Below are 25,896 nucleotides of genomic sequence, written 5' to 3' on the forward strand. Positions count from 1 at the left end.
GAGCACAAACATTTTCGACAGATGTGTCGAAAAAGAGAGTCAGTGAGGTGGCGCACAATGTCAAGTCCGGCGCCGCGAGGGAGACCCCGCAAACTCCCGGTCGGCGAGCAACGCGCGCGGGTGCTGGGTTCGGCCGCCGGCGTGTTCGCGGTGCACGGCGCGCAGGCCGCGACGATCGAGCAGATCGCCCGGCGCGCGGGGGTGTCCCGTCAGGCCGTCTACGAGCAGTTCGGCGATCGCGCGACGTTGTTCGCCCAGGTCGTCGCGGACGTCGAGGAACGCGCCTTCGAGGCGATCGGCGCGCCCGCCCTCGACCTCTCGCAGCCCGAACTCCGGTCCTGGGCCCGCGCCAACTACGCCAACATGTTCGCCTTCGTCGCGGCGAACCCCGACGCGTTCCCCGTCCTGCGCGAAGCGGAGCGCATGGGCGATCCGGCCCTCACCCGCCTTCGGGAACGCCTGGCGGGCGTCTACACCGAGGCGAGCCGTCAGCGCTGGGCACGCCACGGCGTCGACTCCGGCCGCGCGGACAGGGCACTGGTCACGCTGTTCTTCGCGATGACCGAGGCGCTCGTCCAGGCGAGCTGGGACGGTGAGCCACCCGACGCGGACGCGCTCATCGACCTGCTCACCGAATTCACCGTCGGCGGCGTCGTCCGCCTCCGGACCGCGGCCGCCGACGTGATGGAGAGACTGCGCTAGGCCGCGACGGCCTCCAGGGTTGCTTCGGCGACCGAAGCGAGATCCGGTGACGAGACGACGCGGTTGCGGCCGTTGCGTTTCGCCGCGTAGACGGAGGCGTCGGCCGAGGCCATGACCTCGTCGATCGTCCGGCCGTCGAGCGGGAACGTCGCGACGCCGACCGACGCCGTCCGCTGCTCGATGACCACGGCGTTGCCCTCGTTGTCCTGGGTCTTGATGACCATTTCGCTGATCCGCTGCCGGATCCGCTCGGCGACCGCGACGGATTCCTGCTTCGAAGACGAGGTCAGGAGTACGACGAACTCCTCACCGCCGAAGCGGCCGGCGAGGTCCTGCGTCCGGGTTTCGGCCTTGACCAGCGCCGCGACGCCCTTGAGCACGTCGTCGCCCGCCAGGTGGCCGTAGGTGTCGTTGATGCTCTTGAAGTGGTCGAGGTCGATCATCAGCGCGCCGAACTGGCCGTTCTCGCGCTCGGCGCGGGAGACCTCGCGGACGGCGCCCTGCTGCCAGGTCGTGGCGTTGAGCAGCTGGGTCTTCTGGTCGGTGGTCGCGAGTTCTTCGAGCTGCTTGATCAGCACGGAACGCTGCAGCAGGTACAGCGGCAGGAAGACGAGCAGCACCAGCACCGGCTGATGCGGCAGGACGGCGAGCACGAGCGCGCCGATGCAGACCGTCGAGGCTTCGAGGATGTTGTCGTCCCACGAGCCGAGGAGCGTTTGGACGGTCGCCTTCTTGGGTGCCGCGAAGTACAGGCCGGTACCGGTGAAGACGGCGTTCATCAGGAAGAAGGCGAGGCTGGCGGCGCAGATCGACGTCACCGACGCCGCGTCGGCGCCGACGATCTGCACGGCCGCCCAGGCGGCGAACGCGGTCAGCGTCATCGATGTGGCGTTCGCCACAGTTCGATGGGGGTTGACCGTGCGAAGGCCTGCCCAACTGCGGTATCCGAGGTGAAGATAGATCACGGTTACGAGAAGCGCGGTCAACTGCGGCGGAAGCAGGATCGCGCCGGGCAGGACCCAGACCGAGGTCATGTTGATATGCGGGGTGACGCTCATGCTGCGCCGCTGGCGCTCGATCCGGCGGGTCGCCTCGGTGTGCGCGATGGCGAGCCCCGCGAGCAGGAAACACAGCAAGACCTGCGAAGACGTGATGGTGATCGATGCGGCGAAGACCCCCGTCAGTGCCAGCATCGTCGCGACGGACAGCCCGGTGTAGGCGATCCAGTGTCGAGGCCTCTTCCACAGCTCCCACGTCGTTACCGTGAGAGCCGAACGATGTCCAGCGCGTTCCTCCGATGTGATCATCTTTCCCCCTGACTCTTGCGTCATTCTCCGAAACCCCCTACTTACGGACAGCTTCTACCGACTTGCGGGCTGTCGACAAGCTCCCTAGGTGTGTACTTTTCTCTGAGAGGTCGAGGGAAAGGTGCCAGCGATGGCCGGTAGGGATCAGTGAACTGGGGCGCGCGCCAGACGTCCGCGCGATCGGGCCGGCGCGTGGAACACCTCAATGTTCTGCGCGTGCGGCGTCTTTTTCCTGCCACCGTTCCGGGTCGCGGCTGAGCGTCCGGAACCAGCTCAACGCGAGCGGGACGGTCAGCGCCAATCCCGCAAGCCCGAAGACGCCGACGGTCGACTGAGGACCGACCTGATCCGCCAGGATGCCGCCGATCAGGGGACTCACTCCCATCGTCGTGGTCAATCCGGTGTTCGACAGCCCCATGACCTGTGCCCGGCTCTCGTCCGGCACGGCCAGCGTCAGCGACGCGGTCGCCTGCATCAGCGCCACCGTCCCGAAGCCGCCGCAGAACACGAACAACACGATCGACGCCCACGGACCCGGCTGCAGGAAGCACAGCAGCAGCGGGAGCGCCGTCAGCGCCGAAAGCGGCCCGATCAGTTTCGGTCTGACGTGCGCCGGCACCCAGCGCGAATAGATGAACGCGCCGATCACACTGCCGATCGGGTCGGCGGCCAGTAGCAGACCGATGATCTCGGGCCCGCCGCCCGACGAGGCGACGTAGGGCGCCGCGATGCCCTCGTACACCGGCAGCAGGCCCATCAGCCAGGTGAACAGCAGCAACGAGCGCAGCCCGGAACTCGCGAAGACGATCTTGCCGCCCGAGCCGATCGACGCGAAGAACGACTTGCGCTTCTCACCGGACGCCGCGGCCGGACGCGACTTCAGCCCGAACCGGACGAACAGCGCCGAGACCACGAAGGTGACCGCGTCCAGCGCGAGGGCGATATGGGGTTCGAGCGCGGTCAGCAGGAGACCGCCGCCGGCGAATCCCGCCAGCTGCGCCGATTGGACGGTCATACTGCGGATCGCCATGCCGACGACGAACCGGTCGCCTTCGAGGATCTGCGGCAGCAAGGCCAGCTGGGCCGCCTTGAACGGCGGGTTCAGCAGCGAGACGCCGCCGACGAGGACGCACAGGACCCAGAACGGCAGTACCGGCACCGCGACCAGCGCGATCAGCAGGGCCCGCAGCAGGTCGACGACCACCATCACGGTCCGCCGGGGGAACCGGTCCGCGAAGCCGGTGAGGAAGATGCCGCCGAGCAGCGACGGGGCGTAGGTCAGCGCGTAGGTGAGACCGGTCAGGGTCGCGGAGCGGGTTTCGGTGAAGACGAGGACGGAGAGGGCGACCCTGGCGAGTTGATCACCGAAGATCGAGAACAGCTCGGCGAACCAGAGCGAACGGAACTCGGCTACACCGAACACCTCTCGGTAAGTGACCCGTCCGGCCGAAGCCATGTTGCCCCCAATAGGGTCCTTATTACGCGAGAAACTCGTGACCGAGAGTAACGCGGTCACGAGCTCGTCACGAAGCGTCATTCGTTCACGTAAGTGTCTCCTGACTGTTGGTGATTGGCTAGGTTCTTTCGCCGGGTTTCTGGAGTTGGAGATCTTTTTCGTGGATGAACGGCCGTCCGCGAAGATGTCCCGGTGACCGGAATCGCGGTACAGACCAGCGGTTTTAGGTCGTTGAGGATTTTTCGCCGGGAGAAAGGCGGGCGGGACGGCGTCACCCGGGCCGGGGAGGTCGCGCCGCGGCGACGGGTCGCGCGGACGCCGCGCCGCCTCCGCCCGAACCCGCTTCGACTCCGCTCCGCGACGGCCGGAGCGATCAGGGCCGCCGACGTCGACCGCCGAATGGATGACCGATCGGCCATTCGGTGGAGTGAACGGCTCAGCCGTCGACGGCGAGTACCTCGCGCGCCGAAGCCGCCTTCGCCGCGTCGCGTTTGGCGACCTCTTCCCGCACGATCGGGATGACGTGACGGCCGAAGTCGATCGTGTCGCCGAGCATGTCGTAGCCGCGGGCGGAGAGGATGTCGACGCCGAGGTCGTAGTAGTCGAGCAGGGCCTGCGCGACGGTTTCGGGCGTGCCGACCAGGGCGTTGGAGTTGCCGGCACCGCCGGTCGCGGCCGCCGTCGGGGTCCACAGCGCCCGGTCGAACCGTTCGCCCTCGGCGGCGACCGCGAGGAGCCGCTGCGAGCCGGTGTTCTCCGGGTTCGTGAGCGAATGCCGCCGGGTCAGCTGCTTGACTCCAGTCCTGGCCTTGATCGCGTCGACCGTGCGATACGCCTTCTCCCAGGCGAGTTCCTCGGTCGGCGCGATGATCGGGCGGAAGGCGACCTGGATGCGCGGGACGTCGGTCCGCCCGGCGGCCTTCGCCGCGGCCTTGACGGACTCGATCTGCTCGGCCGTTTGCGCGAGGGGCTCGCCCCAGAGGCAGAAGATGTCCGCTTCCGCCCCGCCCGCCGCGTACGCCGCCGGAGACGAGCCGCCGAACGAGACGTCAGGGCGTGGCTGTTGCACAGGCCGGACGTCGAGGACGAAGTCGGCGAAGCGGTAGTGCTCGCCTTCGTGGTCGAAAGGTTCTTCGGACGTCCAAGCCCGCTTCACGATCTGGATGTACTCGCGCGTACGTGAGTAGCGCTCGTCCTTGGTGAGGTAGTCGCCTTCGCGCTGCTGCTCGTGATCGCTGCCGCCGGTGATGAAGTGGACCGTGAGCTTCCCGTCCGAGAGCTGGTCCAGCGTGGCGAACGTCTTCGCCGCGAAGGTCGGGTACGAGACGTTCGGCCGGTGCGCCAGCAGGATCTGGAGCTTGTCGAGCTTCGCCGCGACGTACGCGGCCGCCTGCGCCGGATCCGGCCCGCTGGAGCCGTACGCGAACAGCACCCGGTCCCAGCCGAACTCCTCGTGCGCCCGGGCGAGACGCAGTGTGTAGTCCTTGTCGAAGACGCCACCCGAGCGCGGATGTGTCTCCGAACCGTCGTTGGTGCCTCCGATACCCAGGAATTCGACCGGCATCGTCCGTCCCTCTCGTCCGTGTCCCCCTGTTCGACGAGTACGCGCCGGTTCCTCGCCGTGGCAACGGGTTCCGCTCCTTGAGAACCCGCACACGGTCCGGAGTCCCGGCGTAGCTTCGGCTTCGTGAGTACCGCAGACCTTCCCTACGTGCTCGCGGTGGTCGGCGCCGGTCCACGTGGGGTGGGCGTGCTCGAACGGCTCGGCGCCAACGCCGCCGAGCTCCTCGGCGGGCGGCGGCTGGTGGTGCATCTCGTCGATCCCTTCCCCGCCGGAGCGGGGCGGGTCTGGCGCTACGAGCAGTCACCGTTGCTGCGGATGAACTCCATGCCCGAGGACGTCACCGTGTTCACCGACGACACCGTGGAGATCGACGGGCCGATCCGCCCGGGACCTTCGCTGATCGAGTGGGCGCGGCTGGTCCGTGCGGGCGAGCTCGGCGCCGAGGTCGACGAGAGCCTGCGCGCCGAACTGGAGGCACTGCAAAGCGATCACTTCCCCACGCGACGGCTGCAGAGCGCGTACCTCGCCTGGTTCCACCGCGAGGTACGCGCCGGGCTGCCTGCCGGGATCGAGGTCGTCGAGCACCGGACCCGCGCGGTGCGGCTGGACGACGGAGATCCGCAGTCGCTCTGGCTGGAAGACCGGGCCGAACCCCTCGCCGTGGACGCGGTCCTGTTCACCGTCGGGCATCTCGACGCGGAACCGGACGAACGCGAAACCGAACTCGCCGGCTTCGCCGCCCGGCACGACCTCGCCTACTACCCGGCCGGCTACACCGCCGACGTCGACTACTCGGCGATCGGGCCGGGGGAAACCGTGCTGGTGCGCGGATTCGGCCTCGCGTTCGTCGATCTGATGCTGCTGCTGACCGAAGGCCGCGGTGGCCGGTTCGAAGAGCAGGCGTGCGGTGGGCTGAAGTACCACCCCAGCGGTGCCGAACCCATGTTGCACGTCGGTTCGCGTCGCGGTGTGCCGTACCACTCGAAGATCGGCTACCGGCTACGTGGGAAACCTTTGCGGTTGCCCAAATTCTTCGACGCCTACGCGATCGGGAAGCTCTGCGAGGTGCCCGGCCGGATCGACTTCCGCCGCGACGTCTGGCCGTTGATCTCGAAGGAGATCGCGTGGGCCTACTACAGCGAACTGTTCACCGCTCATCCCGAGCGGGTGCGGATGGATTTCGCCGTCTTCGCCGACGCTTTCGCGGACGCCGCGCCCGGCGCGCTCGACGCGCTGGTGGCGCGGGCGGTTCCGGCGCCGGACGACCGGCTCGATCTCGCCAGGCTCGACCGGCCGATGGCGGGAGCGGAATTCGGCACCGCCGAGGAGTACGGCAAGGAGCTGCGCGAGTACATCGAAGCGGACTTGAGTCGCAGGGCGGACGCCGAGTACAGCGCGGATCTGGGCGCGTTCATGGCACTGCTTTCCGTGATGGGGCAGCTTCCCGCGCTGGTGCAGACCGGACGGCTCGACGCGGTATCCCAACTGTCCGATTTGGACGGCTGGTTCCTCGGCTTCTTCTCCTATTTCGCCAGCGGTCCGCCGCCGCGACGGCTCGAAGAGCTGCTCGCGCTCCAAGAAGCAGGACTCGTTTCCTTCTTGGGTGCCGAAATGCGGGTCTCGGCCGACGAGGAACGCCGGACCTTCGTCGCTTCCGGTGCGAGCTTCCCCGGTGAGACCGAGGCGCGGACCCTTGTCGAGGCAAGGTTGCCCGAGCCGAGCGTGGCCAGGGCGTCCGATGTCCTTTTGCGACAGTTGCGTGACAGCGGCGCGCTCGGCGAGGAAGCCGTCCTCGACCCGGTCACCGGCGACAGACTGCTCGCCGGCCGTATCCACACCCGCGTCTCCGACGGCCGGATGCTCGACGGCGAGGGCCGTCCGCATCCGCGCCGGTTCGCGCTCGGCCCGCATACGTCGGCGCGGTCGGCCGGGGCGTTCACCCGGCCACGGACCAACGCGCTCCCGTTCCGGCAGAACGACATCGTGGCACGGGAGATCTTGAAACTGATCACTTAACGCGCGGCGAACTCCTCCAGCCGCCGGACGACCTCCGACGGCGCGGGCATGGCGGCGATCTCGTGACGGGCCTTGGCCGCCACCTCGCGCACGCGGGCGTCGTCGAGGAGGGTCTTGGCCCTCTCCTCGACGGCGTCCGCGGTCACCTCGTCCCCGGTCAGTGCTCGCCCGGCGTTGGCCGTCTCCAGCATTTCCGCGTTGACGAACTGGTCCGCGCCCTGCGGCAGCACCAGTTGCGGCAAGCCCGCCGAAAGCGCGCCGAGCACGGTCCCGGTTCCGCCGTGGTGCACCACCAGGTCCGCGCGCGGAAGGACTTCGGACTGCGGTACGAACCCGGTCATGTGGACGTTCGGCGGCAGGTCGCCGAATTCGCCGGGGTCGCCAGGGCCGCGGGCGACCAGGACGTCCACCGGCAGCCGCGCGAGGCCGTCGATCGCCGCGCGCAGCACGCCGGTGGCGCCGAAGGCGACGGTGCCCAGTGTCAGATAGACGAGGGGCCGGTCGCGTCCGTCGAGCCACGACGGCACCGTGCCCGGCTCGTTCCACGGCACCGGCCGGAGCCGGAAGACCGTCGGCAGCGCGGTGAGTGCCGGGTCGCGGACGAGGTCCGGCCACACGTCGATCCCGGCGTCGCCCAGCATCAGGTTCGCCGGCGGTTTCCCGTCCCACAGCGGGGCGAACCGATCCGCCGCGGCGGCCATCAGCTCGGCGGGCATCGAGCGGCCGATCACGTGGGACACCACCGGGATCCCGGCCCGGCGGGCGGCCGCCGACGCGCCGACGTCGCTCATCTCGTAGACGACCAGATCCGGCCGGAGCACCGGGAGCAGCGGCGTCAGATCGGCGATCGTGGCGCGCGGCAGGAGCTCGGCGAAGGTGGTGAGGATCGCCTCCAGCGGATCCCCATCGGCTGCGTCACTGGCGTCCTGGATCGAGATCCCGACCTTGTGCGCGTCGAAGCCGAGCGAGCGGACCTTGTCCAGGAAGGCCGCGCCGGTGCCGAAGACCACTCCGTGCCCGGCGTCGCGGGCGGCGATCGCCAAGGGCATCAACGGGTACAGGTGGCCGTAGGCCGGGCGACACGTGAAGAGGATGCGCACCTTTCCGAAGGTACTAGCTCTCCCACACCCGCGAGGGCAGTTCTTTCCGCACGATCGGGACGACGTCGGCGGCGAAGAGCTCCAGGACGTCCCGCGCTTCCCCGGCTTCCAGTCCGTCGACCGACACCGCCTGCACCTCGTGCCCGAACGACGCGTGGTAGTCGCCGATCTTGTCGATCACCTGTTCCGGGCTCCCGACGAGGGCGGAACCGCCTGCGATCTTGTCCTCCAGCGTGGTGAACTCCGACTTGTTGTGCTGATACGCGGGTGTCTTCATCAGCGCTTCGAAGTACGGCCGGTACCCGTCCAGCGCCTCCTGCGAGGTCTTGGCGACGTACAGCCCGCCCGCGCCGGAACCGACGAGCGCGTCCGCCGGATCGTGGCCGTAGTCCGCCCACCGCCGCCGGTAGTGGTCGATCAGATCGGCGTACTTCTTCTTGGGGTGGAAGCCGTTCGCGGTGAACAGCGGGTCGCCGAACTTCGCCGCCAGCTCGGTCGATTCGGTGCTCGACGCGCTCCCGTGCCAGATCCGCGGTCGGCGGTGGAACGGACGCGGCTGCGTCGTGACGTCGGCCAGCGGCGTGCGGAACTCGCCCTCCCAGGTCACGCCCTCCTCCAGGTACAGGCGGCGCAGCAGGGCGAACTTCTCGGCCTGGTACTCCCATTGCCGCTCCTCTTCGAGGCCGAAGAGCGGGAAATGCCGCGGATCGTTGCCCTTCCCGATCATGAGTTCCAGCCGCCCGCCGGAAAGCTGGTCGAGCGTCGCGTAGTCCTCGGCGACGCGGACCGGGTCGAGCACGCTGATTACGGTCAAAGTGGTCAGCAGCCGGACACGTTTCGTGCGTTCCGCGACCGCCGCGAGGATCACCGGTGGCGCCGAGGAAAGGAACGGTTCGCCGTGCCGCTCGCCGACACCGTACGCGTCGAATCCCAGCTCCTCGGCGAAGATCGCCTCGTCGACGACCCGGCGCAGGCGTTCGTGCTGGGTCGGGGTGGCACCGGACACCGGATCGGGATGGTTGGCGACCAGGGAGAAGAGCCCGAACTTCATCGTGTCTCCAAGGGTTTCCGGCCCGGGATGGCGGCGAGCAGTTCCCGGGTGTAGTCCGCGCTCGGCCGTTCGAGGACGTCCTTCGCCGGGCCGAGTTCGACGAGTTCGCCGCCGCGCAGCACGCCGACGGTGTCCGCGATCTGCCGGACCACGGCGAGGTCGTGCGAGATGAACAGGTACGTCAGGCCGAGCTCGTCCTGCAGGTCGGCGAGCAGCCGCAGGATCTGCGCCTGCACCGAGACGTCCAGCGCGGACACGGGTTCGTCGGCGACGATCAGCTCCGGGCGCAGGGCGAGCGCCCGCGCGATGGCCGCGCGTTGCCGTTGGCCGCCGGACAGTTCGGCGGGTTTGCGTTTCAGCACCGAAGACGGCAGGGCGACTTGGCCGACCAGTTCCGCCGCCCGCGCCCGGCGTTCCGCCTTCGTGCCGACACCGAAGGCCCGCAGCGGTTCGGAGATGACGTCCTCGATGCTGAACTTCGGGTTCAGCGACGCGTACGGGTTCTGGTACACCAGCTGGAAGCGGCGCCGCAGCCGCCGCAGCTCCTCACCGCGCAGCGCGGTGATGTCCTGGCCGTCGAACTCGACGGCACCGTCGGTCGGCGTCTCCAGCCGCAGGATCAGCCGCGCGGTGGTCGACTTGCCCGAACCGGATTCGCCGACCAGCGCGAGCGTCCGGCCGCGGGCGATGTCGAACGAAACGCCGTTGACGGCCCGGACTGTCCCGAAGGTTTTGCCGAGGCCCCGGACCGAGACCAGGACATCGGACGACGGTGGTTTCGGCTCCCTCAGCGGACTGTCGGACAGGCTCGGCGCGGCGGCGAGCAGGTCCTGCGTGTACTTCTGTGCGGGCGCCGCGAGGATCTCGCCGGTCGTGCCTTCCTCGACGACGCTTCCCTGTGACAGCACGACGATCCGCGACGCGCGATCCGAGGCGACGCCGAGGTCGTGGGTGATCAGCAGGACGGCGGTGCCCGCTTCGGCGGCGAGTTCTTCCAGATGGTCGAGGATCTGCCGCTGCACGGTGACGTCGAGCGCGCTGGTCGGTTCGTCGGCGATGATGAGTTTCGGCCGTCCGGCGAGCGCGGCGGCGATCAGCGCGCGCTGCCGGAGCCCGCCGGACAGCTCGTGCGGATACTGCCGCGCCCGCGCCTCCGGATCGGTGATCCCGGCCTTGCGCAGCAGCTTCACCGCCTCCGCCCCGGCCGCGCGCTTGTCCGCGAGGCCGTGGATCAGCAGCACCTCGGCGACCTGATCACCGATCCGGTGCACGGGATTGAGCGACACCGTCGGATCCTGCGGGACCAAGGCGATCTCGCGGCCACGCACCGAACGCCAAGCGCGGTCGGAGAGTTTCGTGAGGTCGCGGCCGTCGAAGGTGATCTCGCCGCGGTCGACCCGCCCGCCGCGAGGCAGCAGCCCGATCGCCGCGTGCGCCGTCGTGCTCTTGCCGGAGCCGGACTCGCCGACCACGGCGACGATCTGTCCCTTGTGGACGGACAGCGAGACACCGTCCACGGCCGGTACGGATTTGTAGGAAACCGCGAGATCGCGGATGGTCAGCAGTTCGCTCACCGCACGTCTCCTTCGATCGCTCTGGACAGCCGGTTCGCGGACAGCACCACCGCCGCGACGGTGAGCCCGGGGAAGGTCGTCATCCACCATGCGGTGGCGAGGAAACCGCGGCCGCCCGCGACGAGCGAGCCCCATTCCGGGGTCGGCGGGGTGGCGCCGTAGCCGAGGAAACTCAGCGCGGACACCTCCAGCACGGCCGTGCCGAAGGTGAGCGTCGCGAGCGCGAGCACCGGGCCGAGCGCGTTGGGCAGCACGTGCCGTCCGAGCACACCGGTCCAGCGCACTCCTCCCGCGCGAGCGGCTTCGACGAACACGCCACTGCGGACACGCAGCACTTCGGCCCGCATCAGCCGGGCGAACTGCGCGAGGTTCGCGACCCCGACCGCGATCGCGACGTTGGTCGTCCCGAAGCCGAGCGCGGTGACCAGCGCCAGGGACAGGAGGATCGACGGGATCGCCAGCAGGACGTCGACGCAGCGCATGATCGCCGAATCGAGGGCGCCGCCCCGGAACCCGGCGAGCAGGCCGAGCGCGGAACCGGCGACGAGCGCGACGACGACGGCGATCACCGTCGCCTGCAACGAAAGCGCGGCACCGTGGACCACACGGGCGAAGATGTCCCGCCCGGTTTCGTCGGTACCGAAGAGATGGCCGAGCGAAGGGCCCTGCATCTTCTCCGCGGGGACGCCCGCGAGCGGGTCCTGTCCGGTGAAGAGGCCGGGCACGATGGCTGCCAGCAGGGCGAAGGCCAGTACGGCGATCGCGAGGACCAGGCCCGGCCGCCGCCGGGTGCGGACGAGTACGTCAGGCATCGGCCGTCTCCCGGTGCCGGATCCGCGGGTCCAGCAGCGGATAGACGAGGTCGACGAGCAGGTTGATGACGACGAACACCAGCGCGGCGAGCACGATCACCGCCTGTACCACCGGGATGTCCTGCGCGGTGACCGCCGACGACGTCACCCGGCCGAGGCCGTCGCGGGAGAACACCGTCTCGGTGATCACCGAACCCGCGATCAGGTTCCCCGCGACCACGCCGGCGATGGTGAGCGTCGGCACCGCGGCGTTACGCAGCAAGTGTCCGAAATGGACTCTCAACCGGCTCGCTCCTTTCGCCAGCGCGATCTCGGCGTACGGCTCGGCGAGCTGCGTGCGGAGGCTTTTCGCCAGCACCTGCCCGATGATCGCGCCGGTCGGGATGGCGAGCGTGATCGCGGGCAGGATCAGCGACTCGAAGCCGTTCGAGCCCAGGGCGGGCAACAGCCTGAGCTGGAAGGAGAAGAACTGCACGAGCAGCAGCCCGACCCAGAACGGCGGAAGCGAGATCCCCAGCGGCGGCAACGCGAGCAGCAGGTCGCCCAGGCGGCGGTACCGGGTGACGGTGCCGGCGATCGCGATCCCGCCGCCGAACAGGATCGCGAGCACCAGGGCGAACCCGGTCACCGCCAGCGTCGGCGGCAGCGCCGAGACGACCATGTTCGTGGCGTCGTCCCCGGTGGCGATCGAGCGGCCGAAGTCCCCGTGCAGTGCCGCGAGCAGCCGCTTTCCGTATTGCAGCGGCAACGGATCGTCGAGTCCGTACTCCGCCTTCGCCGCGGCCAATTGCTCCGGCGTCACCGAAAGGCCGGCCTCACCCCCGCCGAGCTTCGCGCTGACCGCGTCGCCCGGCAGGAGATAGAGGATCACGAAGGACACGGTGAACGCGGCCCACAGGACGAAGACGGCCTGCAGGATCCGCCGGAGCAGATACCGTGTCACGAGCCGGACACCCAGGCATCGAACAGCTGAAGCCGCGACGACGCCTCGAACCCGACACCGTGCGCGTTCGGCCCGTGCGCCAGCACCTGGGTCAGCTCGAACACCGGCGCCGAGTAGCCGTGCTCGATGATCGCGCGCTGAGCTTCCTCGGCGGCGGGCTTCCGCTTCGCCGGGTCCACAGTGGACGACTGCGCGTCGAGCGGGGCGTCGACCGGGTTGCCGGCGGACAGCTTGCTGCGGTTGTTCGCCTTGGTGGAGAACAAGTTGCGCAGAATGTCCGGATCCGCGCGGGTGGTGTTGTACCAGAGATACTCGTAGTCCCCGCTCTGCGTGACCTGCACGGTCTCGGCCGTCGTCCGCTGCTCGATCCGGAGATCGAAACCGATCTTGCGCAACTGCTGCTGCACGAGTTCGAGCACGCTCTTGTTCTGGTTGAACACCAGGGAGAAGACGACCTTCGCGGTCAGCCGCTGCCCGTTCTTGGTACGGATCCCGTCGGGTCCGGGCACCCAGCCCGCGCTTTCCAGCAGCGCGGTCGCACCGGCCGGATCGTAGGCGAGCAGCGGGGAAAGGTCGGCGTGGAACGGTGTGGCCGAACCGAGGATGCTGGTCGCGGGCTTGTAGTTCGGTGTCAGCACGGTATTCGTGACCTCGGGCCGGTTGATGCCCTTGACCACCGCCTGGCGGACCTTTTCGTCGGTGAGCACACCCTTGGTGACGTTGGCGTGCAGGTTGAACACGATGCCGGGATTAGGGCGGGTGGGCTCGGTGAACCCGTTGCCGGTGAACTGCGGTTCGTCGACCGGCTGGACATCGGTGATGGCGTCGAGCTGGGCGGAAGCGAGGCTTCCGGTGCGCACGCCGGGTTCCGGCACGATCTTGTAGGCGATCTTGTCGAGGTACGCCTCGCCCTGGTGCTTGAACAGCGACGAGCCCCAGTCGTAGCCCTTGCGTTTCGCGAGAACGATCTCCTGGTTCTGTTTCAGGCTCTCGAAAACGAACGGGCCGGAGCCGATCAGGCCGTCGCCCTGGCAGCGCTGGTCGGCGGTCTTCCGGTACGCGGCGGGTGCGAGGACGCCGAGCGACATCGTCGAGCTGGCCTGCAGGAACTGTGCGCTGGGAACGGAGAACTCGATCTCGACCGTCTTCGGGTCGACGACCGTCGTGCCCTTGTACACGGCCAGATAACCCGAGCCGAGCTGCGATTTCGGGCCGAGCGCCTTGATCGCGTCGAAGCTCGTCTTGACCGCGGCGGCGTCGACGGGGCTGCCGTCGGAGAAGGTCGCGCCGTCGCGCAGGTGGAAGGTGAACGCGGTCGAATCCGCGTTGCTCTCCCACTTTTCGGCCAGCCACGGCTTGATCTCGCCGGTGGCCGGGTCCTGGTCGGTCAGCGAATCGACCAGCTGGCGGCCGACGTTGAGCGAAGCGTTGGTGCCGACCTGCTGCGGGTCGATGCAGTCCGGGCTCGACGAGATCCCGAGACGCAGCGTGCCACCGGGTTTGGGTGGCCCGGCGTCGGCGCCCGTCGAACCGCCCGCGGACGAGCAGGCGGTGGCGACAAGTGCGGTGAGGGCGAGCAAGGACGTGGCGGCGGTTCGGGACACCGGTTGGCCTCCAGCGGGGAACGGGGCGCTTTCTTGCTTGCGCCTGCCCGATTCACGCTAATCACGACCTTGAGGCCCGCCCACATGCTGAGCCCGGCTCCCAGCCCGCGAAACGTCCCACCTTTTCGCTTGACAGCGTGGGTCGCGCGTGAAGGCCCCCTTCCCTCGGCTGAGCCGAGGGAAGGGGGCCTTCACGGGAAAACCGGTCTAGCAGCGGTTGAGCATGTCCGTCAGCGCGGTCTTCTCCGCCGACTTGATGCTCAGCTTGTACTTGAACTTCACCGTGGTCCACATCTTCGCGTAGGTGCACCAGTAGCCGACGGTCGGCGGCTTCCAGGCGTCCGGCGACTTGTCGCCCTTCTCCTGGTTGACGTTGTCGGTGACGGCGATCAGCTGCGGCGCGCTGAGGTCGTTCGCGAACGCCTGCCGCTGCGCGGTGGTCCACGACGACGCCCCGGTGCGCCACGCGGCGGCCAGCGGGACGACGTGATCGATGTCCACATCGGACGCCGCGCGCCAGGTGGCGCCGTCGTACGGGCTGAACCAGCTGCCGGAGACGGCGGCGCAACTGCTGTCCTGCTGAACGTTCGTGCCATCCCGCTTCAGCACGACCTCACGGGTGTTGCAGCTGTTGCCCTGGTCGGACCAGTGCGGGAACTTGTCGCGGCTGTACCCGGTCGACGAACCGTCCGGCTTGACGGTCAGCGAGGCGAGCTGGGTCTTGGCGGTGTCGGCCGAAGGGATGCCCGGGGGCGTCGCCTCGGCGACACCCACCACGCCCGCGGAGACGATCGCCGAGACGGCGAGAACGGTGAAGGAGCGACGAACAGCAAGCACAGTTGGCATATTGCTGCCTCCGTGTCAGGTTTGGGGACCTGGTCACCATGCGGCACGGATATGGCCCACGCAACACCATCGGATGACACTCTGCTGGCTATTCGTGAACGGAGGGTGTCACGTGCAGGTAGGACGCGGTGTACGCAGCCGAAAAATCTTCGGAAAGTCCAGCTGAAGGTTCTGAGCCGAACGGCCTAGTCGGTGTCTGTCAGAGCGCGCTTTCGGATTTCCGCAGCCGGGCCGCGGCAAGGCGAGCCACTCGCTCGGCCGTGTCAGCGGCCCGCCTTCGCAAATCCGAGGCCTCCGGCCGAAGAGAAACGCGCGCGCGTGCCCTCGCCCGACCAGCGGACTTCAGTTTGGCGACACCCTCTAGTCCAGCCCGCGGACCAGCCGGAGGTCCTCGGTGTGCCGATACCAGGTCCACCGGCTCATGGCGCGCGGATGGGCGACGCCGTCGCTGCTCGGCCGCGTCGGGATACAGCCGAGCTGGAACGCCCGCGCGTACTGCGTCGACGGCCGCTTGAACAGCGTCCCCTTGGTCACCCGGACCATCAGCCCCGGGCCGCTCGTGTCCGGCTCGACCTCGATCGAGCGCGCGGGCCCGCGCAGGACGGTGTGCTCGTCGCAGTAGGCCACCCCGCGGATCATCCCGATCACCCCGCGTCCGACCAGCACGCCGCCGGTGTCGTCGCGGATCAGCGGTACCGGGTCGACCTCGCCGCGCAACGCGAGCGAGAGGGCGCGCAGCGGCTGCGTCGGAAGGCTCCAGATGCGGGCGACGTCGGAGTCCGGGGAGGAAGGCACGAAGCCGAGCGACACGCCCGAGAGCTGTTCTTTTCGTAACAGCCGCAGCGCGACCGCCGCGAGGTCGGCATCGGTGCCCGCGACCACCAAGTGATCGTGTTCCCCCAGCAAGGGGTCGATATCCGCCTTGCCGGGGCGGCTCGGGACGTGCACCATTTCGACGTCGTCGATCTCCGGGAGGGTGGGCTCGCCCTCCGGACAGACCACCACTATTCCGCGCACCCGAAGGCCCTCCGTTACGCTCATGCACCGGCATTTACCAGCGCCAAACCACAAGTCGCCGAACACCTGGAGTGTCACATGCCGGCCATCGTGCTGATCGGGGCCCAATGGGGGGACGAGGGCAAGGGCAAGGCCACCGACCTGCTCGGCGACCGCGTCCAGTGGATCGTGCGTTACCAAGGCGGTAACAACGCGGGCCACACCGTAGTCCTTCCCGACGGGCAGAACTTCGCCCTCCACCTCATCCCGTCCGGGATCCTCACACCGGGCGTCACCAACGTCATCGGCAACGGTGTCGTCATCGACCCGGGCGTGCTGCTCGACGAACTCGCCGGGCTGGAAGAACGCGACGTCGACACCAGCAAGCTGCTGATCTCCGCCGACGCGCACTTGATCATGCCGTACCACGTGGCGATCGATAAGGTCACCGAGCGTTACCTCGGCAGCCGCAAGATCGGCACCACCGGCCGCGGCATCGGCCCCTGCTACCAGGACAAGATCGCCCGCGTCGGCGTCCGCGTGCAGGACCTGCTCGACGAGAAGATCTTCCGGCAGAAGGTCGAATCGGCACTGGAGTTCAAGAACCAGGTGCTGGTCAAGGTCTACAACCGCAAGGCGCTGGACGCGAACCAGGTCGCCGACGAGGTGCTGGCCGCGGGCGAGAAGTTCGCGCACCGCATCGCCGACACGCGCCTGCAGCTCAACCAGGCCCTCGAACGCGGCGAGACCGTGCTGCTCGAAGGCTCGCAGGGCACCCTGCTCGACGTCGACCACGGCACGTACCCGTTCGTGACGTCGTCGAACCCGACCTCCGGCGGCGCGAGCGCGGGCTCGGGTATCGGCCCCGGCAAGATCGAAACGGTGCTGGGCATCCTCAAGGCCTACACCACCCGCGTCGGCTCCGGCCCGTTCCCGACCGAGCTGGACGACGAGTCCGGCGAATACCTGCGCAAGCAGGGCGGCGAGTTCGGTGTCACCACCGGCCGCTCGCGGCGCACCGGCTGGTTCGACGCGGTCATCGCGCGCTACGCGGTGCGGGTCAACGGCATCACCGACTACTTCCTCACCAAGCTGGACGTGCTGTCCGGGCTGGAGAAGGTGCCGGTGTGCGTCGGCTACGAGGTCGACGGGTTCCGCACCTACGACATGCCGATGACGCAGACCGACGTGCACCACGCGCTGCCGATCTACGAAGAGCTGCCGGGCTGGTTCGAGGACATCTCGGGCTGCCGCACCTTCGACGAGCTGCCGGCGAACGCGCGGGCCTACGTCGAGCGGCTCGAAGAGCTCTCGGGCGCGCGGATCTCGGCGATCGGTGTCGGCCCGGGGCGGGAGCAGACCATCGTGCGGCACGAGTTCGTCTGACCCCCCTTCGCGCGCTATGAACGGGCCGTTCCTTGCAAATTTCGCAAGGAACGGCCCGTTCCTGGCGTCTCAGGTGAGCGAGGTCTTCACCGGCGTCGGGTTCCGGAACAGGTCCAGCACCGGGCAGTGCTCGTCCACCTGCCGCTTCAGGTCCTCGTAGACCTCCGCCCCGGCGGGCCCGCTCAGCTCGACCGAAACGCGCACATCCCCGAAGCCCGGCCGGGTCTCCGAGAATCCGAAGAACCCGTGAAGGTCGATGTCGCCGTCCACGGTCACCTGCACGCCTTCGAGCGGCACACCGAGCTTCGCCGCCCAGAACTGGTACGTGATCACCTGGCACGAGCCCAGCGCGGCGAGCGCGTACTCGACCGGGTTCGCCGCGGTGTCGGTGCCGCCGAGCGCGGCGGGCTCGTCGACGGCGAACGAGTGGTCGCGCACCCGCACGTCCACCCGGGTCGCGGTCCCGGGGTTCAGCGCGTTGGCGACGCTGAACGAGACGGCGGCGTTGCGCGGGTCGGCGTCGACGGCGGTCTTGGTTCCTTCGATGACATCGGTCAGCGACATCGGGTCTCTCCAAAATCGAGGTGTCGGACGCCGCCCAGGGTGAGCCAACACCGGAATCCGCGCGCATGATCTCAACTGGTGAACGGCGAAATATCCGTGAGACGGCGTCGTTGCCGTTGAACATGACCATCGGAGTGGCACTCCCGTCCGGGGACACCGCGGACGCCGTCAACATCGTCGACGAACTCATCACGCAGACCCGGCAGGCCGCCGACGCGGGCTTGACGTCCGTCTGGTTCTCGCAGCAGATGGAGCACGACGCGATCACCGTCGCCGCCCTCGCGGGCCGCGCGGTCCCGGGGATCACCGTCGGGACCAGCGTCGTCCCGATCTACCCGCGGCATCCCTTGCTGATCACCGGTCTCGCGCAGACCGCGCAGGCGGCCACCGGCGGCCGGTTCGTGCTCGGCCTGGGAACCGGTGCGAAGAACTGGCTCGAACCGGCGTACGGCATCGAGTACCCGTCGCCGATCAAACACCTTCGCGAGTACCTCACGATCCTCCGACAGGTGCTCAGCGGCGGCGAAGTCGACTTCCACGGCGAGACGGTCCGAGCGCACGCCAAGGGTTTCGCGGCGTCGCTTTCCGTCGCGGGGTCTTCGGACATCCCGGTGATCGTCGCCGCGATGGGACGGCAGGCGCTGCGCGTCACCGGCGAACTCGCCGACGGCACGATCCCGTTCCTCGCCGGGCCGAAGGCCCTTTCCGAGCTGATCGTCCCGGAGATCACCAAGGCCGCCGCCGGCCGGCAGGCGCCGCGGATCATCGCCATGGTCCCGGTCGTCGTGACCGGGGATCCCGACGCCGTCCGCGCCACGGTCGACCGGCAGTACGCGTTCTTCCGTGACATCCCCTCTTATCGCGCGGTCTTCGACGCCCAGGGGGTGGATTCCGCCGGTGAGCTGGTGATCGCGGGGGACGAGGAGACCGTCGCGGCCGAGATCCAGCGGTACTTCGACGCCGGGGCGACCGAGGTCGTCGCGGCACAGAGCGGCATCCGGAACACCGAAGAGCGGCTCCGCACCTGGAGTGTCCTCGGAGACCTCGCCAAGCGCTGACTCAAGTGTCATGAAAGGGGCGTTCAGGACATTCATCGTCCTGAACGCCCCTTTCATGACATCCAGCGACCCAGTGGCCTTGCTCACAGCGTTCGGATTGTGCATACTCGTGCGCATAGCGAACACAGCTGGAGGTCCCCATGTCCCCTGCCGCGGCCCGTTCGTGGGTGGTCCCACTCGCCTGGACGGCGGTACTGCTCGACGGATTCGACCTGGTCGTCCTGGGTACGGTGCTGCCCGCGCTGCTCCGTGACCACGTCTGGGGCCTGACACCGGGCACGGCGTCGGTGATCTCGACGTTCGGCCTGATCGGCATGATGATCGGCGCGATGGCGATCGGCACGATCACCGACCTCATCGGCCGTCGCAAGGCGCTGATCATCGCGGTCACCGCCTTCTCGGCGTTCACCGCGCTCTGCGCGATCTCCCCGTCGGCGTTCGTCTTCGGTCTGCTGCGGTTCCTCGCCGGGCTGGGCCTCGGCGGCTGTCTGCCGACGGCGATCGCGCTGGTCACCGAGTACGCCCGCAAGGGGAAAGGCGGCAGTGCGACCACCACGGTGATGACCGGCTATCACGTCGGGGCGGTGCTCACGGCCCTGCTCGGCATCTGGCTGATCCAGCCGCTCGGCTGGCGCGCGATGTTCGTCGCGGGCGCGCTGCCCGCGCTGGTGCTCGTGCCGCTGATGATCAAGTACCTGCCGGAATCCGAGTCCTTCGAGCGGGCGCGGGAGACGCAGGAGAATTCGGCGACCCAAGTCGTCGGCGGGCTGTTCCGCGGCGGGCTCCTGCGCGCCACCATCGCGTTCTGGGTGACGTCGTTCATGGGGCTGCTGCTCGTCTACGGGCTCAACACCTGGCTGCCGGAGATCATGCGCCAGGCCGGGTACCCGCTGGGCGCGGCGCTCGGGCTGCTGCTCACGCTGAACCTCGGCGGCGTCGTCGGCCTGCTCGTCGCTGGGCGGGTGGCGGACAAGGTCGGCGTGCGCCCGGCGGTGATCTTCTGGTTCCTCGGGGCGGCGGTGTTCCTGGCCCTGCTGAGCGTGAAGCTGCCCGCGGTCGCCCTGTACGCGGCCGTGTTCCTCACCGGCGGTTTCGTGTTCAGCGCGCAGGTGCTCGTGTACGCCTACATCGGCAAGACGTATCCGGACTGGCAACGCGCCACGGGAATCGGCTGGGCGGCCGGTGTCGGCCGGGTCGGCGCGATCAGCGGCCCGATCCTCGGCGGTGCATTGCTGACCGCCGGGATCGCGTATCCGTGGGGTTTCTACGCCTTCGCCGGAGTCGGGGCGTTGGGAGCGGCCGCGGTGACCGGAGTCCGCGCCGGCCGCTCCCGGGAGAACGCCGCCGCTACCCCAGTTCCTTGAGTTCCTTTTCCACCGCGGCGAGTTCTTCCTCGGAACCCTGCACCTTCGGGCCCGTGAACCACTTGCGTGCCGAGGCGAACCACCACACCGCCGCACCACCGAGTACGACAAGGAAGGCGATGGGCGTGTAGTTGAAACTGTCGATGGTGACCGGTGATCCCTGCGGAAGCATGAACAGCACGAAGATGAAGCACACCCAGACGGTCGCGATGGTCCCGATGGGCTTGCCCCAGCGGCCGAGGTTCCACGGCCCCGGTTCGAAGTCGTCGCCCTTGCGCACCCGCAGGAACACCGGGATCACGTAGGCCACGTAAAGGCCGACGACGGCGATCGAGGTCACCGCCGCGTAGGCGGTCGCGCTCCACAAGTATGGCAGGGCGAGCAGGAGAGCGCCGCCGGCGGCCAGCCACACCGCGTTGGTCGGTGTCTGGGTGCGTTTGTTGATGCGGTGCCAGAACTTCGAACCCGGGATCGCGCCGTCGCGGGCGAAGGCGTAGATCATCCGCGAGTTCGCGGTTACCGACGCCATCCCGCAGAACAGTTGCGCACCGATGCAGATGAGCAGGAGGAACTTGCCGGTCGTCGCGCCGGTCGCGTCGATGAAGATCTGCGCGGGCGGCACCCCGGTCTCGGAGCCCACGGCGCCGTCGTAGTCCTGGATGGCGAACGTGAGGCCGATCAGCAGGATCCACCCGGCGACCAGGGAGACGAGGATCGAGTTGATGATGCCGCGCGGCCCGGCCTTCGCCGCGTTCTTGGTCTCCTCGGTCATATGCGCCGAGGCGTCGTAGCCGGTCAGCGTGTACTGCGCGACGAGGAGCCCCAGTAAGAAGACGTACACCGGTGAAGCCCAGCCGGTCTTGTTCACGAACTCGCCGAAGACGAAGGAAGCGTCCTGGTGCTTGGCGGGCACGATGATCAGCACCCCGACGATGACCAGCACACCCACCAGATGCCACCACACGCTGATGCTGTTCAGCAGCGCCACGATCTTGACGCCGAAGGTGTTCAGCAGGCCGTGGACCACCAGGATGATCGCCAGCAGCAGGATCGTGTTGCCCGGCGTCGCCTCGAAACCGAACTGCAGGTCGAGGAAGGCGTTGAGGAACAGCGCCGCGCCGAAGTCGATCCCCGCGGTGACGGCGATCTGCCCGATGAGGTTGAACCAGCCGGTGAACCACGACCACGCCGCGCCGTTGCGCGGGGCGAGTTTCGCCGCCCAGTAATAGAGGCCGCCCGCGGTCGGGTAGCTGGAACAGACCTCGGCCATGCCCAGCCCGACCAGGATGACGAACAGGCCGACCAGCGGCCAGCCCCAGATCATCGCTGCGGGTCCGCCGGTCTTCATGCCGAACCCGTAGAGGGTCAGGCAGCCCGAGAGGATCGAGATGATCGTGAAGGAGACGGCGAAGTTGGAGAAGGTCGACATCGTGCGCCGGAGTTCCTGCGCGTAGCCGAGTTGGTGGAGCCGGGCACTGTCTTCGTCGGCGGGTTCTGCGGCCTGCTTGTCAGAGACATCCATCGGGCACCCACTTAAAAGGTATGCGGACAGACCATTGAGATCCGCCGAAATTAGGCCCGCCGACCTGCGCATGTCAAGGACTCGTCAAGAAAACCGTCCCCAGATGTCAGGAAAGGGTCGTTCAGGACGGATTTCGTCCTGAACGACCCTTTCCTGACACTCGACGTGGGAGCGCGAAGACGGCGACGCGAGCAGGAGGCCTCGCTTTTGCCCCCAGATGGGCCACTCGATGTAGCTGGTGGGGTGTAAGCGCTACTGCGTGTAAGGGGTGTGTGGAAGTAGAGACGTTCAACGTCCCTATTTCCACACACCCCTACGACCGGCCCGCCCGCCTTCAGACACGTACAGCGAGGTCAGCGCCCCTGGAACGCCTTCACGGCCTCCAGCGCGGTGTCCGGGTGGTCGGCGAAGTACCCGTCGACACCCGCCTTGAGGAACGCCTCCTGCTCGGCGAACGCGTTGCCGTACTCGGCGAGGTTCGCCGACGAACGCAGGTTCTGCGGGAGGAAGTTGTTCTCGTTGCGGAACGTGTACGGCCCGACCTTCAGCCCGGCCTGGTGCGCGTCGGCGACGAGCTTGGTCGGCTGTCCCAGCGCACCGTTCACCACCGGGATGACCTGCGCCTTCTCCGGGCCCAGGTAGTCCGCGTACTTCGAGATCTCCTTCAGGCCCGCCGGCGTCACGAGGTCGGCGTACGTCCGCGGGTCACCCTTCGCGACGAAGTCGGCCGGAGCGCCGCTCGCCGAGGTCAGCTGCAGCAGCGGCACTCGCACCTGACGCGAGAGCTCGATCAGGTTCGACACCTCGAACGACTGGATGATCACCGGCGCCTTCGGGTGGTTGAGCCCGTTGCGCTTGAGCAGCTCGACCAGCTTCGGCTCGGTCGGGTTCTTGATCGACGAGAAGTAGGTCGAGTGCTTGATCTCCGGGTACGTCCCCAGCTCGCGGCGCAGTTCGCGGCCAAGGCGACGCGTCAGGTCGAGCACCTCTTGGTAGGTGGCGATCTGGTAGCGGCCGTCGTAGATCTTGTTGTTCGGCCGCAGCTGCGGGATCCGCTCGGTCGCGCGCAGGGTCTTCAGCTCGGCGAGCGTGAAGTCCTCGGTGAACCAGCCGGTGAACGACGTGCCGTCGATGACCTTCGTCGCCTTCCGGTTCGCGAACTCGGGGTGTTTCGCGACGTCGGTGGTCCCGCTGATCTCGTTCTCGTGCCGGGCGACGAGCTGGCCGTCCTTGGTGGGCACCAGGTCGACGTCGACCCAGTCGACGCCCTGACGGTAGGCGAGCTCATACGAGGCGAGCGTGTGCTCCGGGCGGTAGCCGGGGGCGCCGCGGTGTCCGACGATCACCGGCCCATCGTGGCCCTTGGCCGACGCCGACACATCTCGGGCACCCGGCTCGGCGGCGCCGGCCAACCCGGTGACGCTGAGTACGGCGAGTCCGGACAGGGCGAGCACGCCCAGGCGCTTTCGCATGGTGGATGACCTCTTTCACTTGAACTCGGGGTACCGCGCCACCCTTGACGCAGGAGGAGTCCGGTCGGCGAAGACGGACCGGCGGAGGCCTGACCGCCGGGTGAACGCCGAATGGAACCACCCGCTCGAGGACGGCGACGTGTTCGGGTGTCTCCGGCCCGGTTACCCTGTGCGTCGTGCGCGTACTGGTAATCGGGTCCGGCGCCCGTGAGCATGCACTTGTCCTCGCGGTCGCGGAAGACCCTTCCGTCACCGCACTGGCCTGTGCCCCGGGCAACGCCGGCACCTCTTCGGTGGCCGAGCAGCTCGGCGTCGACGCGGCCGACCCCGAATCGGTCTCCGCCCTCGCGAAGCAGTGGCAGGCGGACCTGGTGGTGGTCGGTCCCGAGGTTCCGCTGGTGGCGGGTGTCGCCGACGCGGTCCGGAAGGCCGGCATCGCCTGCTTCGGCCCGTCCGCGTCCGCGGCCAGGATCGAGGGCTCGAAGGCCTTCGCGAAGGACGTCATGGCGGCCGCGAAGGTGCCGACGGCGCACTGCGAGGTCGTCGACAACCCGGCCCGCCTCGATGCCGCGCTCGGCCGTTTCGGCCCTACCTGGGTGGTCAAGGACGACGGTCTCGCCGCGGGCAAGGGCGTCGTGGTCACCACGGACGTCGACGTCGCGCGCAAGCACGCCCTGATGCTGCTCGACGGCGGACACCCGGTGCTCCTGGAGTCCTTCCTCGACGGCCCGGAGGCCTCACTCTTCTGTTTCGTCGACGGCCGCACGGTCGTCCCGCTGCTGCCCGCGCAGGACTTCAAGCGCGTCGGCGACGGCGACGCCGGCCCGAACACCGGCGGCATGGGGGCGTACGCGCCGTTGCCGTGGGCGCCGAAGGACCTGGTCGACGACGTCGTCGCCCGCATCGTCCAGCCCGTGGTCGACGAACTCGACAAGCGCGGCGCCACCTTCTCCGGCCTGCTCTACGCCGGTCTCGCGCTGACTTCCGAAGGCCCGCAGGTCATCGAGTTCAACTGCCGGTTCGGCGACCCGGAGACCCAGGTCGTCCTGGCGCTGCTGCGCAGCCCGCTCGGCAAGGTCCTGCACGCGACGGCGACCGGCAAGCTCGCCGAACTGCCGCCGCTGGACTGGGATTCCGGCGCGGCGGTCACCGTCGTGCTCGCCGCGGACGGTTACCCCGGCAAGCCGAGGACCGGTGACGTCATCACCGGCGGTGAGCTCGAAGGCGTGCTCCACGCCGGCACCCGCCGCCGCGACGACGGCGCCGTGGTCTCCGCCGGCGGCCGCGTGCTGTCGGTCGTCGGCACCGGCAAGAACCTGAAGGCCGCCCGCAAGGACGCCTACGCGACGGTCGAGAAGGTCCACCTGGCCGGCTCCCACCACCGCACCGACATCGCCCTGCTCGCCGCCAAGGGAGAGATCGCCACCCCGGTCTCGTGAATTCCGGACGGAACCGTCCCGGTCCTGGGTGCGTCTAACCCGGTATTTCCGGCAAAGCTTAGGCAGCCGATACATCCGCGTTGGTAGCCTCAGACAGGACGACCGGTCACCGTGCGCAGTGTCCAAGGGGTGGGGAATGGCAGCATCGGGCAAGGTCCAGGACCTCACGTCGGCGGTCCCGACGCCACCGTCGGTGGCCGACATCAGAGTCGATCCGTCGAAACTGCTCGAAGTGGCGAAGATCGTCGAAGAGCAGGTCGACGCTTTGCAGGACAAGCTCATGACGCGGCTCGACCAGCTGCGGATCGACACCCCGGCCAACGACACCGTGAGCGTGCACGCGACCAACGTCTGGAACGAGCTCGTGGCCGACGGCGACCAGTCGTACGCCGCGCAGGTCCGGGCGTACGTGGCCGGTCTGCGGGGGCTGGTCAGCCAGCTCCGCACGGCGGCCAAGGAGTACAAGACCAGTGATGCGGACAAGGCCGCCGCGCTCGGGGACCGTGGTGTTCACCGGGCGTAGGCCCCGTGTGCTGGTGTCCGGCGGCGTGCTCACCCTCGCCTTGGCCGGATGTACCACGGACACGGGCGGGCAGGCGTTCCCGGACGAACCCGCGCTGGCTTCGGCCACGCAGGGTGCCAAGGCGTCCGCGCTGCCCGCCAGACCCGCCGAGTTGAACCTCCAGGGTGCCGATCCGTGTGCCCTGCTCGCCGATCCGCAACTCGACCGGCTCAAGATCAACAGCAAACCGCGCGCGGCCGCGGAACCGATCGACGGCCCGACCTGTGTCTTCGACGCGGACGCCGAGCAGCCCTTCCACAGCTATTACGTCCGCACGATCACCGCGGACGTCGAAGAATGGTTCACCGGCAAACGCCGCAAGAACAGCATGACGACGGAACCGGCGCAGGTCGGCGGGTTCCCCGCCATCAGGAACCACCGCGACACCGGGACGCCGTCCGACTGCGAAACGCTCGTCGGCGTCGCGAAAGGACAGACGCTGGCGGTGCGGGCCGTCACCGTCACCGCCGGCGCGTTCACCATGCCGCAACTGTGCGAGAAGTCCGCACTGGCGGCCGATTTGGCTTTGCAGACCTTGAAAGCACGCAATTAGGGAGG

22 protein-coding genes are annotated in these 25,896 nt (G+C 68.5%); 8 read left to right on the forward strand and 14 right to left on the reverse strand.

All coding sequences use genetic code 11. The features are described 5' to 3' along the window. Nucleotides 1–120: 120 nt before the first annotated feature. Nucleotides 121–702 carry a TetR/AcrR family transcriptional regulator gene (locus ACIBTM_RS08585; RefSeq protein WP_395876763.1) on the forward strand — a complete coding sequence of 194 codons (582 nt, stop codon included), beginning with the start codon at nt 121–123 and terminating at the stop codon, nt 700–702. Here the strand turns inward: ACIBTM_RS08585 and ACIBTM_RS08590 are convergent. The 3 genes from ACIBTM_RS08590 to ACIBTM_RS08600 form a co-directional block, all read right to left on the reverse strand. Further along, the gene (locus ACIBTM_RS08590) at nt 699–2,009 is read right to left on the reverse strand and encodes a GGDEF domain-containing protein (RefSeq protein WP_395875915.1); all 1,311 of its coding nucleotides are present in this window, start codon (nt 2,007–2,009) and stop codon (nt 699–701) included. The two genes, ACIBTM_RS08585 and ACIBTM_RS08590, sit on opposite strands and share 4 nt — an antisense overlap. A 202-nt stretch (nt 2,010–2,211) precedes the next feature. Beyond that, entirely contained in the window at nt 2,212–3,465 is a 1,254-nt protein-coding gene (locus ACIBTM_RS08595; protein WP_395875916.1) for an MFS transporter, read from the reverse strand. Nucleotides 3,466–3,901: 436 nt separating this feature from the next. Then, on the reverse strand, nt 3,902–5,029 hold the full coding sequence (locus ACIBTM_RS08600; protein ID WP_395875917.1) for an LLM class flavin-dependent oxidoreductase: 1,128 nt from the start codon (nt 5,027–5,029) through the stop codon (nt 3,902–3,904). A gap of 123 nt (nt 5,030–5,152) precedes the next feature. Here ACIBTM_RS08600 and ACIBTM_RS08605 point away from each other — a divergent pair, with 123 nt between their 5' ends. Then, entirely contained in the window at nt 5,153–7,045 is a 1,893-nt protein-coding gene (locus tag ACIBTM_RS08605) for an FAD/NAD(P)-binding protein (RefSeq protein WP_395875918.1), read from the forward strand. On the opposite strand, the gene ACIBTM_RS08610 is transcribed toward ACIBTM_RS08605, so the two are convergent. The 8 genes from ACIBTM_RS08610 to ACIBTM_RS08645 all read right to left on the reverse strand — a co-directional run bounded on the left by ACIBTM_RS08610 (nt 7,042) and on the right by ACIBTM_RS08645 (nt 16,016). Further along, nucleotides 7,042–8,145 (reverse strand): glycosyltransferase, encoded by a 1,104-nt coding sequence (locus ACIBTM_RS08610; protein ID WP_395875919.1) that lies wholly within the window; start codon nt 8,143–8,145, stop codon nt 7,042–7,044. The genes ACIBTM_RS08605 and ACIBTM_RS08610 overlap by 4 nt on opposite strands. 13 nt (nt 8,146–8,158) lie before the next feature. After that, nucleotides 8,159–9,196 (reverse strand): LLM class flavin-dependent oxidoreductase, encoded by a 1,038-nt coding sequence (locus ACIBTM_RS08615; protein ID WP_395875920.1) that lies wholly within the window; start codon nt 9,194–9,196, stop codon nt 8,159–8,161. Beyond that, entirely contained in the window at nt 9,193–10,770 is a 1,578-nt protein-coding gene (locus tag ACIBTM_RS08620) for a dipeptide ABC transporter ATP-binding protein (RefSeq protein WP_395875921.1), read from the reverse strand. The genes ACIBTM_RS08615 and ACIBTM_RS08620 overlap by 4 nt, the downstream gene beginning before the upstream one ends. Further along, nucleotides 10,767–11,582, reverse strand: a complete 816-nt coding sequence (locus tag ACIBTM_RS08625) for an ABC transporter permease (RefSeq protein WP_395875922.1) — start codon at nt 11,580–11,582, stop codon at nt 10,767–10,769. Before ACIBTM_RS08625 ends, ACIBTM_RS08620 begins: the two co-directional genes overlap by 4 nt. Then, on the reverse strand, nt 11,575–12,525 hold the full coding sequence (locus ACIBTM_RS08630) for an ABC transporter permease (protein ID WP_395875923.1): 951 nt from the start codon (nt 12,523–12,525) through the stop codon (nt 11,575–11,577). Before ACIBTM_RS08630 ends, ACIBTM_RS08625 begins: the two co-directional genes overlap by 8 nt. Further along, a complete protein-coding gene (locus tag ACIBTM_RS08635; RefSeq protein ID WP_395875924.1) occupies nt 12,522–14,129 on the reverse strand; it encodes an ABC transporter substrate-binding protein in 1,608 nt (535 codons plus the stop codon). Before ACIBTM_RS08635 ends, ACIBTM_RS08630 begins: the two co-directional genes overlap by 4 nt. 207 nt (nt 14,130–14,336) lie before the next feature. After that, nucleotides 14,337–14,975, reverse strand: coding sequence for a DUF1524 domain-containing protein (locus ACIBTM_RS08640; RefSeq protein WP_395875925.1), 639 nt, complete (start codon nt 14,973–14,975; stop codon nt 14,337–14,339). A 360-nt stretch (nt 14,976–15,335) separates the two neighbouring features. After that, nucleotides 15,336–16,016 (reverse strand): hypothetical protein, encoded by a 681-nt coding sequence (locus ACIBTM_RS08645; protein WP_228694811.1) that lies wholly within the window; start codon nt 16,014–16,016, stop codon nt 15,336–15,338. Between the two features lie 54 nt (nt 16,017–16,070). On the opposite strand from ACIBTM_RS08645, the gene ACIBTM_RS08650 reads away from it, so the two are divergent. Then, nucleotides 16,071–17,357, forward strand: a complete 1,287-nt coding sequence (locus tag ACIBTM_RS08650; protein WP_395875926.1) for an adenylosuccinate synthase — start codon at nt 16,071–16,073, stop codon at nt 17,355–17,357. Between the two features lie 69 nt (nt 17,358–17,426). Here ACIBTM_RS08650 and ACIBTM_RS08655 read toward each other — a convergent pair whose 3' ends face one another. Next, complete coding sequence (locus ACIBTM_RS08655) at nt 17,427–17,921, reverse strand: OsmC family protein (protein WP_240596636.1); 495 nt, start codon at nt 17,919–17,921, stop codon at nt 17,427–17,429. A gap of 122 nt (nt 17,922–18,043) precedes the next feature. Here ACIBTM_RS08655 and ACIBTM_RS08660 point away from each other — a divergent pair, with 122 nt between their 5' ends. Next, on the forward strand, nt 18,044–18,979 hold the full coding sequence (locus tag ACIBTM_RS08660) for an LLM class F420-dependent oxidoreductase (RefSeq protein ID WP_395875927.1): 936 nt from the start codon (nt 18,044–18,046) through the stop codon (nt 18,977–18,979). A gap of 140 nt (nt 18,980–19,119) precedes the next feature. After that, nucleotides 19,120–20,343, forward strand: a complete 1,224-nt coding sequence (locus tag ACIBTM_RS08665; protein ID WP_395875928.1) for an MFS transporter — start codon at nt 19,120–19,122, stop codon at nt 20,341–20,343. Here ACIBTM_RS08665 and ACIBTM_RS08670 read toward each other — a convergent pair. Both ACIBTM_RS08670 and ACIBTM_RS08675 read right to left on the reverse strand, forming a co-directional pair. Continuing rightward, nucleotides 20,327–21,865 (reverse strand): amino acid permease, encoded by a 1,539-nt coding sequence (locus tag ACIBTM_RS08670; protein WP_395875929.1) that lies wholly within the window; start codon nt 21,863–21,865, stop codon nt 20,327–20,329. The two genes, ACIBTM_RS08665 and ACIBTM_RS08670, sit on opposite strands and share 17 nt — an antisense overlap. A gap of 353 nt (nt 21,866–22,218) precedes the next feature. Next, complete coding sequence (locus ACIBTM_RS08675) at nt 22,219–23,337, reverse strand: glycerophosphodiester phosphodiesterase (protein ID WP_395875930.1); 1,119 nt, start codon at nt 23,335–23,337, stop codon at nt 22,219–22,221. 176 nt (nt 23,338–23,513) lie between these two features. Here ACIBTM_RS08675 and purD point away from each other — a divergent pair, with 176 nt between their 5' ends. From purD to ACIBTM_RS08690, 3 genes are all read left to right on the forward strand, one after another. After that, complete coding sequence (gene purD, locus ACIBTM_RS08680; RefSeq protein WP_395875931.1) at nt 23,514–24,776, forward strand: phosphoribosylamine--glycine ligase; 1,263 nt, start codon at nt 23,514–23,516, stop codon at nt 24,774–24,776. Nucleotides 24,777–24,912: 136 nt separating this feature from the next. Further along, the gene (locus tag ACIBTM_RS08685) at nt 24,913–25,299 is read left to right on the forward strand and encodes a type VII secretion target (protein ID WP_395875932.1); all 387 of its coding nucleotides are present in this window, start codon (nt 24,913–24,915) and stop codon (nt 25,297–25,299) included. Further along, nucleotides 25,250–25,891, forward strand: coding sequence for a DUF3558 domain-containing protein (locus tag ACIBTM_RS08690; protein WP_395875933.1), 642 nt, complete (start codon nt 25,250–25,252; stop codon nt 25,889–25,891). Before ACIBTM_RS08685 ends, ACIBTM_RS08690 begins: the two co-directional genes overlap by 50 nt. Nucleotides 25,892–25,896: the final 5 nt, after the last annotated feature.

Origin of the sequence: Amycolatopsis sp. NPDC049868 (assembly GCF_044461365.1) — a bacterium.
In the GTDB taxonomy this organism is placed as follows: domain Bacteria; phylum Actinomycetota; class Actinomycetes; order Mycobacteriales; family Pseudonocardiaceae; genus Amycolatopsis.

Coding starts and splice junctions, on each gene's coding strand:
- ACIBTM_RS08650 (WP_395875926.1), top strand. CDS start 16,071: ATGCCGGCCATCGTGCTGATCGGGGCCCAATGGGGGGACGAGGGCAAG.
- ACIBTM_RS08645 (WP_228694811.1), bottom strand. CDS start 16,016: ATGAGCGTAACGGAGGGCCTTCGGGTGCGCGGAATAGTGGTGGTCTGT.
- ACIBTM_RS08625 (WP_395875922.1), bottom strand. CDS start 11,582: ATGCCTGACGTACTCGTCCGCACCCGGCGGCGGCCGGGCCTGGTCCTC.
- ACIBTM_RS08665 (WP_395875928.1), top strand. CDS start 19,120: ATGTCCCCTGCCGCGGCCCGTTCGTGGGTGGTCCCACTCGCCTGGACG.
- ACIBTM_RS08675 (WP_395875930.1), bottom strand. CDS start 23,337: ATGCGAAAGCGCCTGGGCGTGCTCGCCCTGTCCGGACTCGCCGTACTC.
- ACIBTM_RS08615 (WP_395875920.1), bottom strand. CDS start 9,196: ATGAAGTTCGGGCTCTTCTCCCTGGTCGCCAACCATCCCGATCCGGTG.
- ACIBTM_RS08590 (WP_395875915.1), bottom strand. CDS start 2,009: ATGATCACATCGGAGGAACGCGCTGGACATCGTTCGGCTCTCACGGTA.
- ACIBTM_RS08640 (WP_395875925.1), bottom strand. CDS start 14,975: ATGCCAACTGTGCTTGCTGTTCGTCGCTCCTTCACCGTTCTCGCCGTC.
- ACIBTM_RS08600 (WP_395875917.1), bottom strand. CDS start 5,029: ATGCCGGTCGAATTCCTGGGTATCGGAGGCACCAACGACGGTTCGGAG.
- ACIBTM_RS08660 (WP_395875927.1), top strand. CDS start 18,044: ATGACCATCGGAGTGGCACTCCCGTCCGGGGACACCGCGGACGCCGTC.
- ACIBTM_RS08655 (WP_240596636.1), bottom strand. CDS start 17,921: ATGTCGCTGACCGATGTCATCGAAGGAACCAAGACCGCCGTCGACGCC.
- ACIBTM_RS08690 (WP_395875933.1), top strand. CDS start 25,250: ATGCGGACAAGGCCGCCGCGCTCGGGGACCGTGGTGTTCACCGGGCGT.
- ACIBTM_RS08685 (WP_395875932.1), top strand. CDS start 24,913: ATGGCAGCATCGGGCAAGGTCCAGGACCTCACGTCGGCGGTCCCGACG.
- ACIBTM_RS08595 (WP_395875916.1), bottom strand. CDS start 3,465: ATGGCTTCGGCCGGACGGGTCACTTACCGAGAGGTGTTCGGTGTAGCC.
- ACIBTM_RS08670 (WP_395875929.1), bottom strand. CDS start 21,865: ATGGATGTCTCTGACAAGCAGGCCGCAGAACCCGCCGACGAAGACAGT.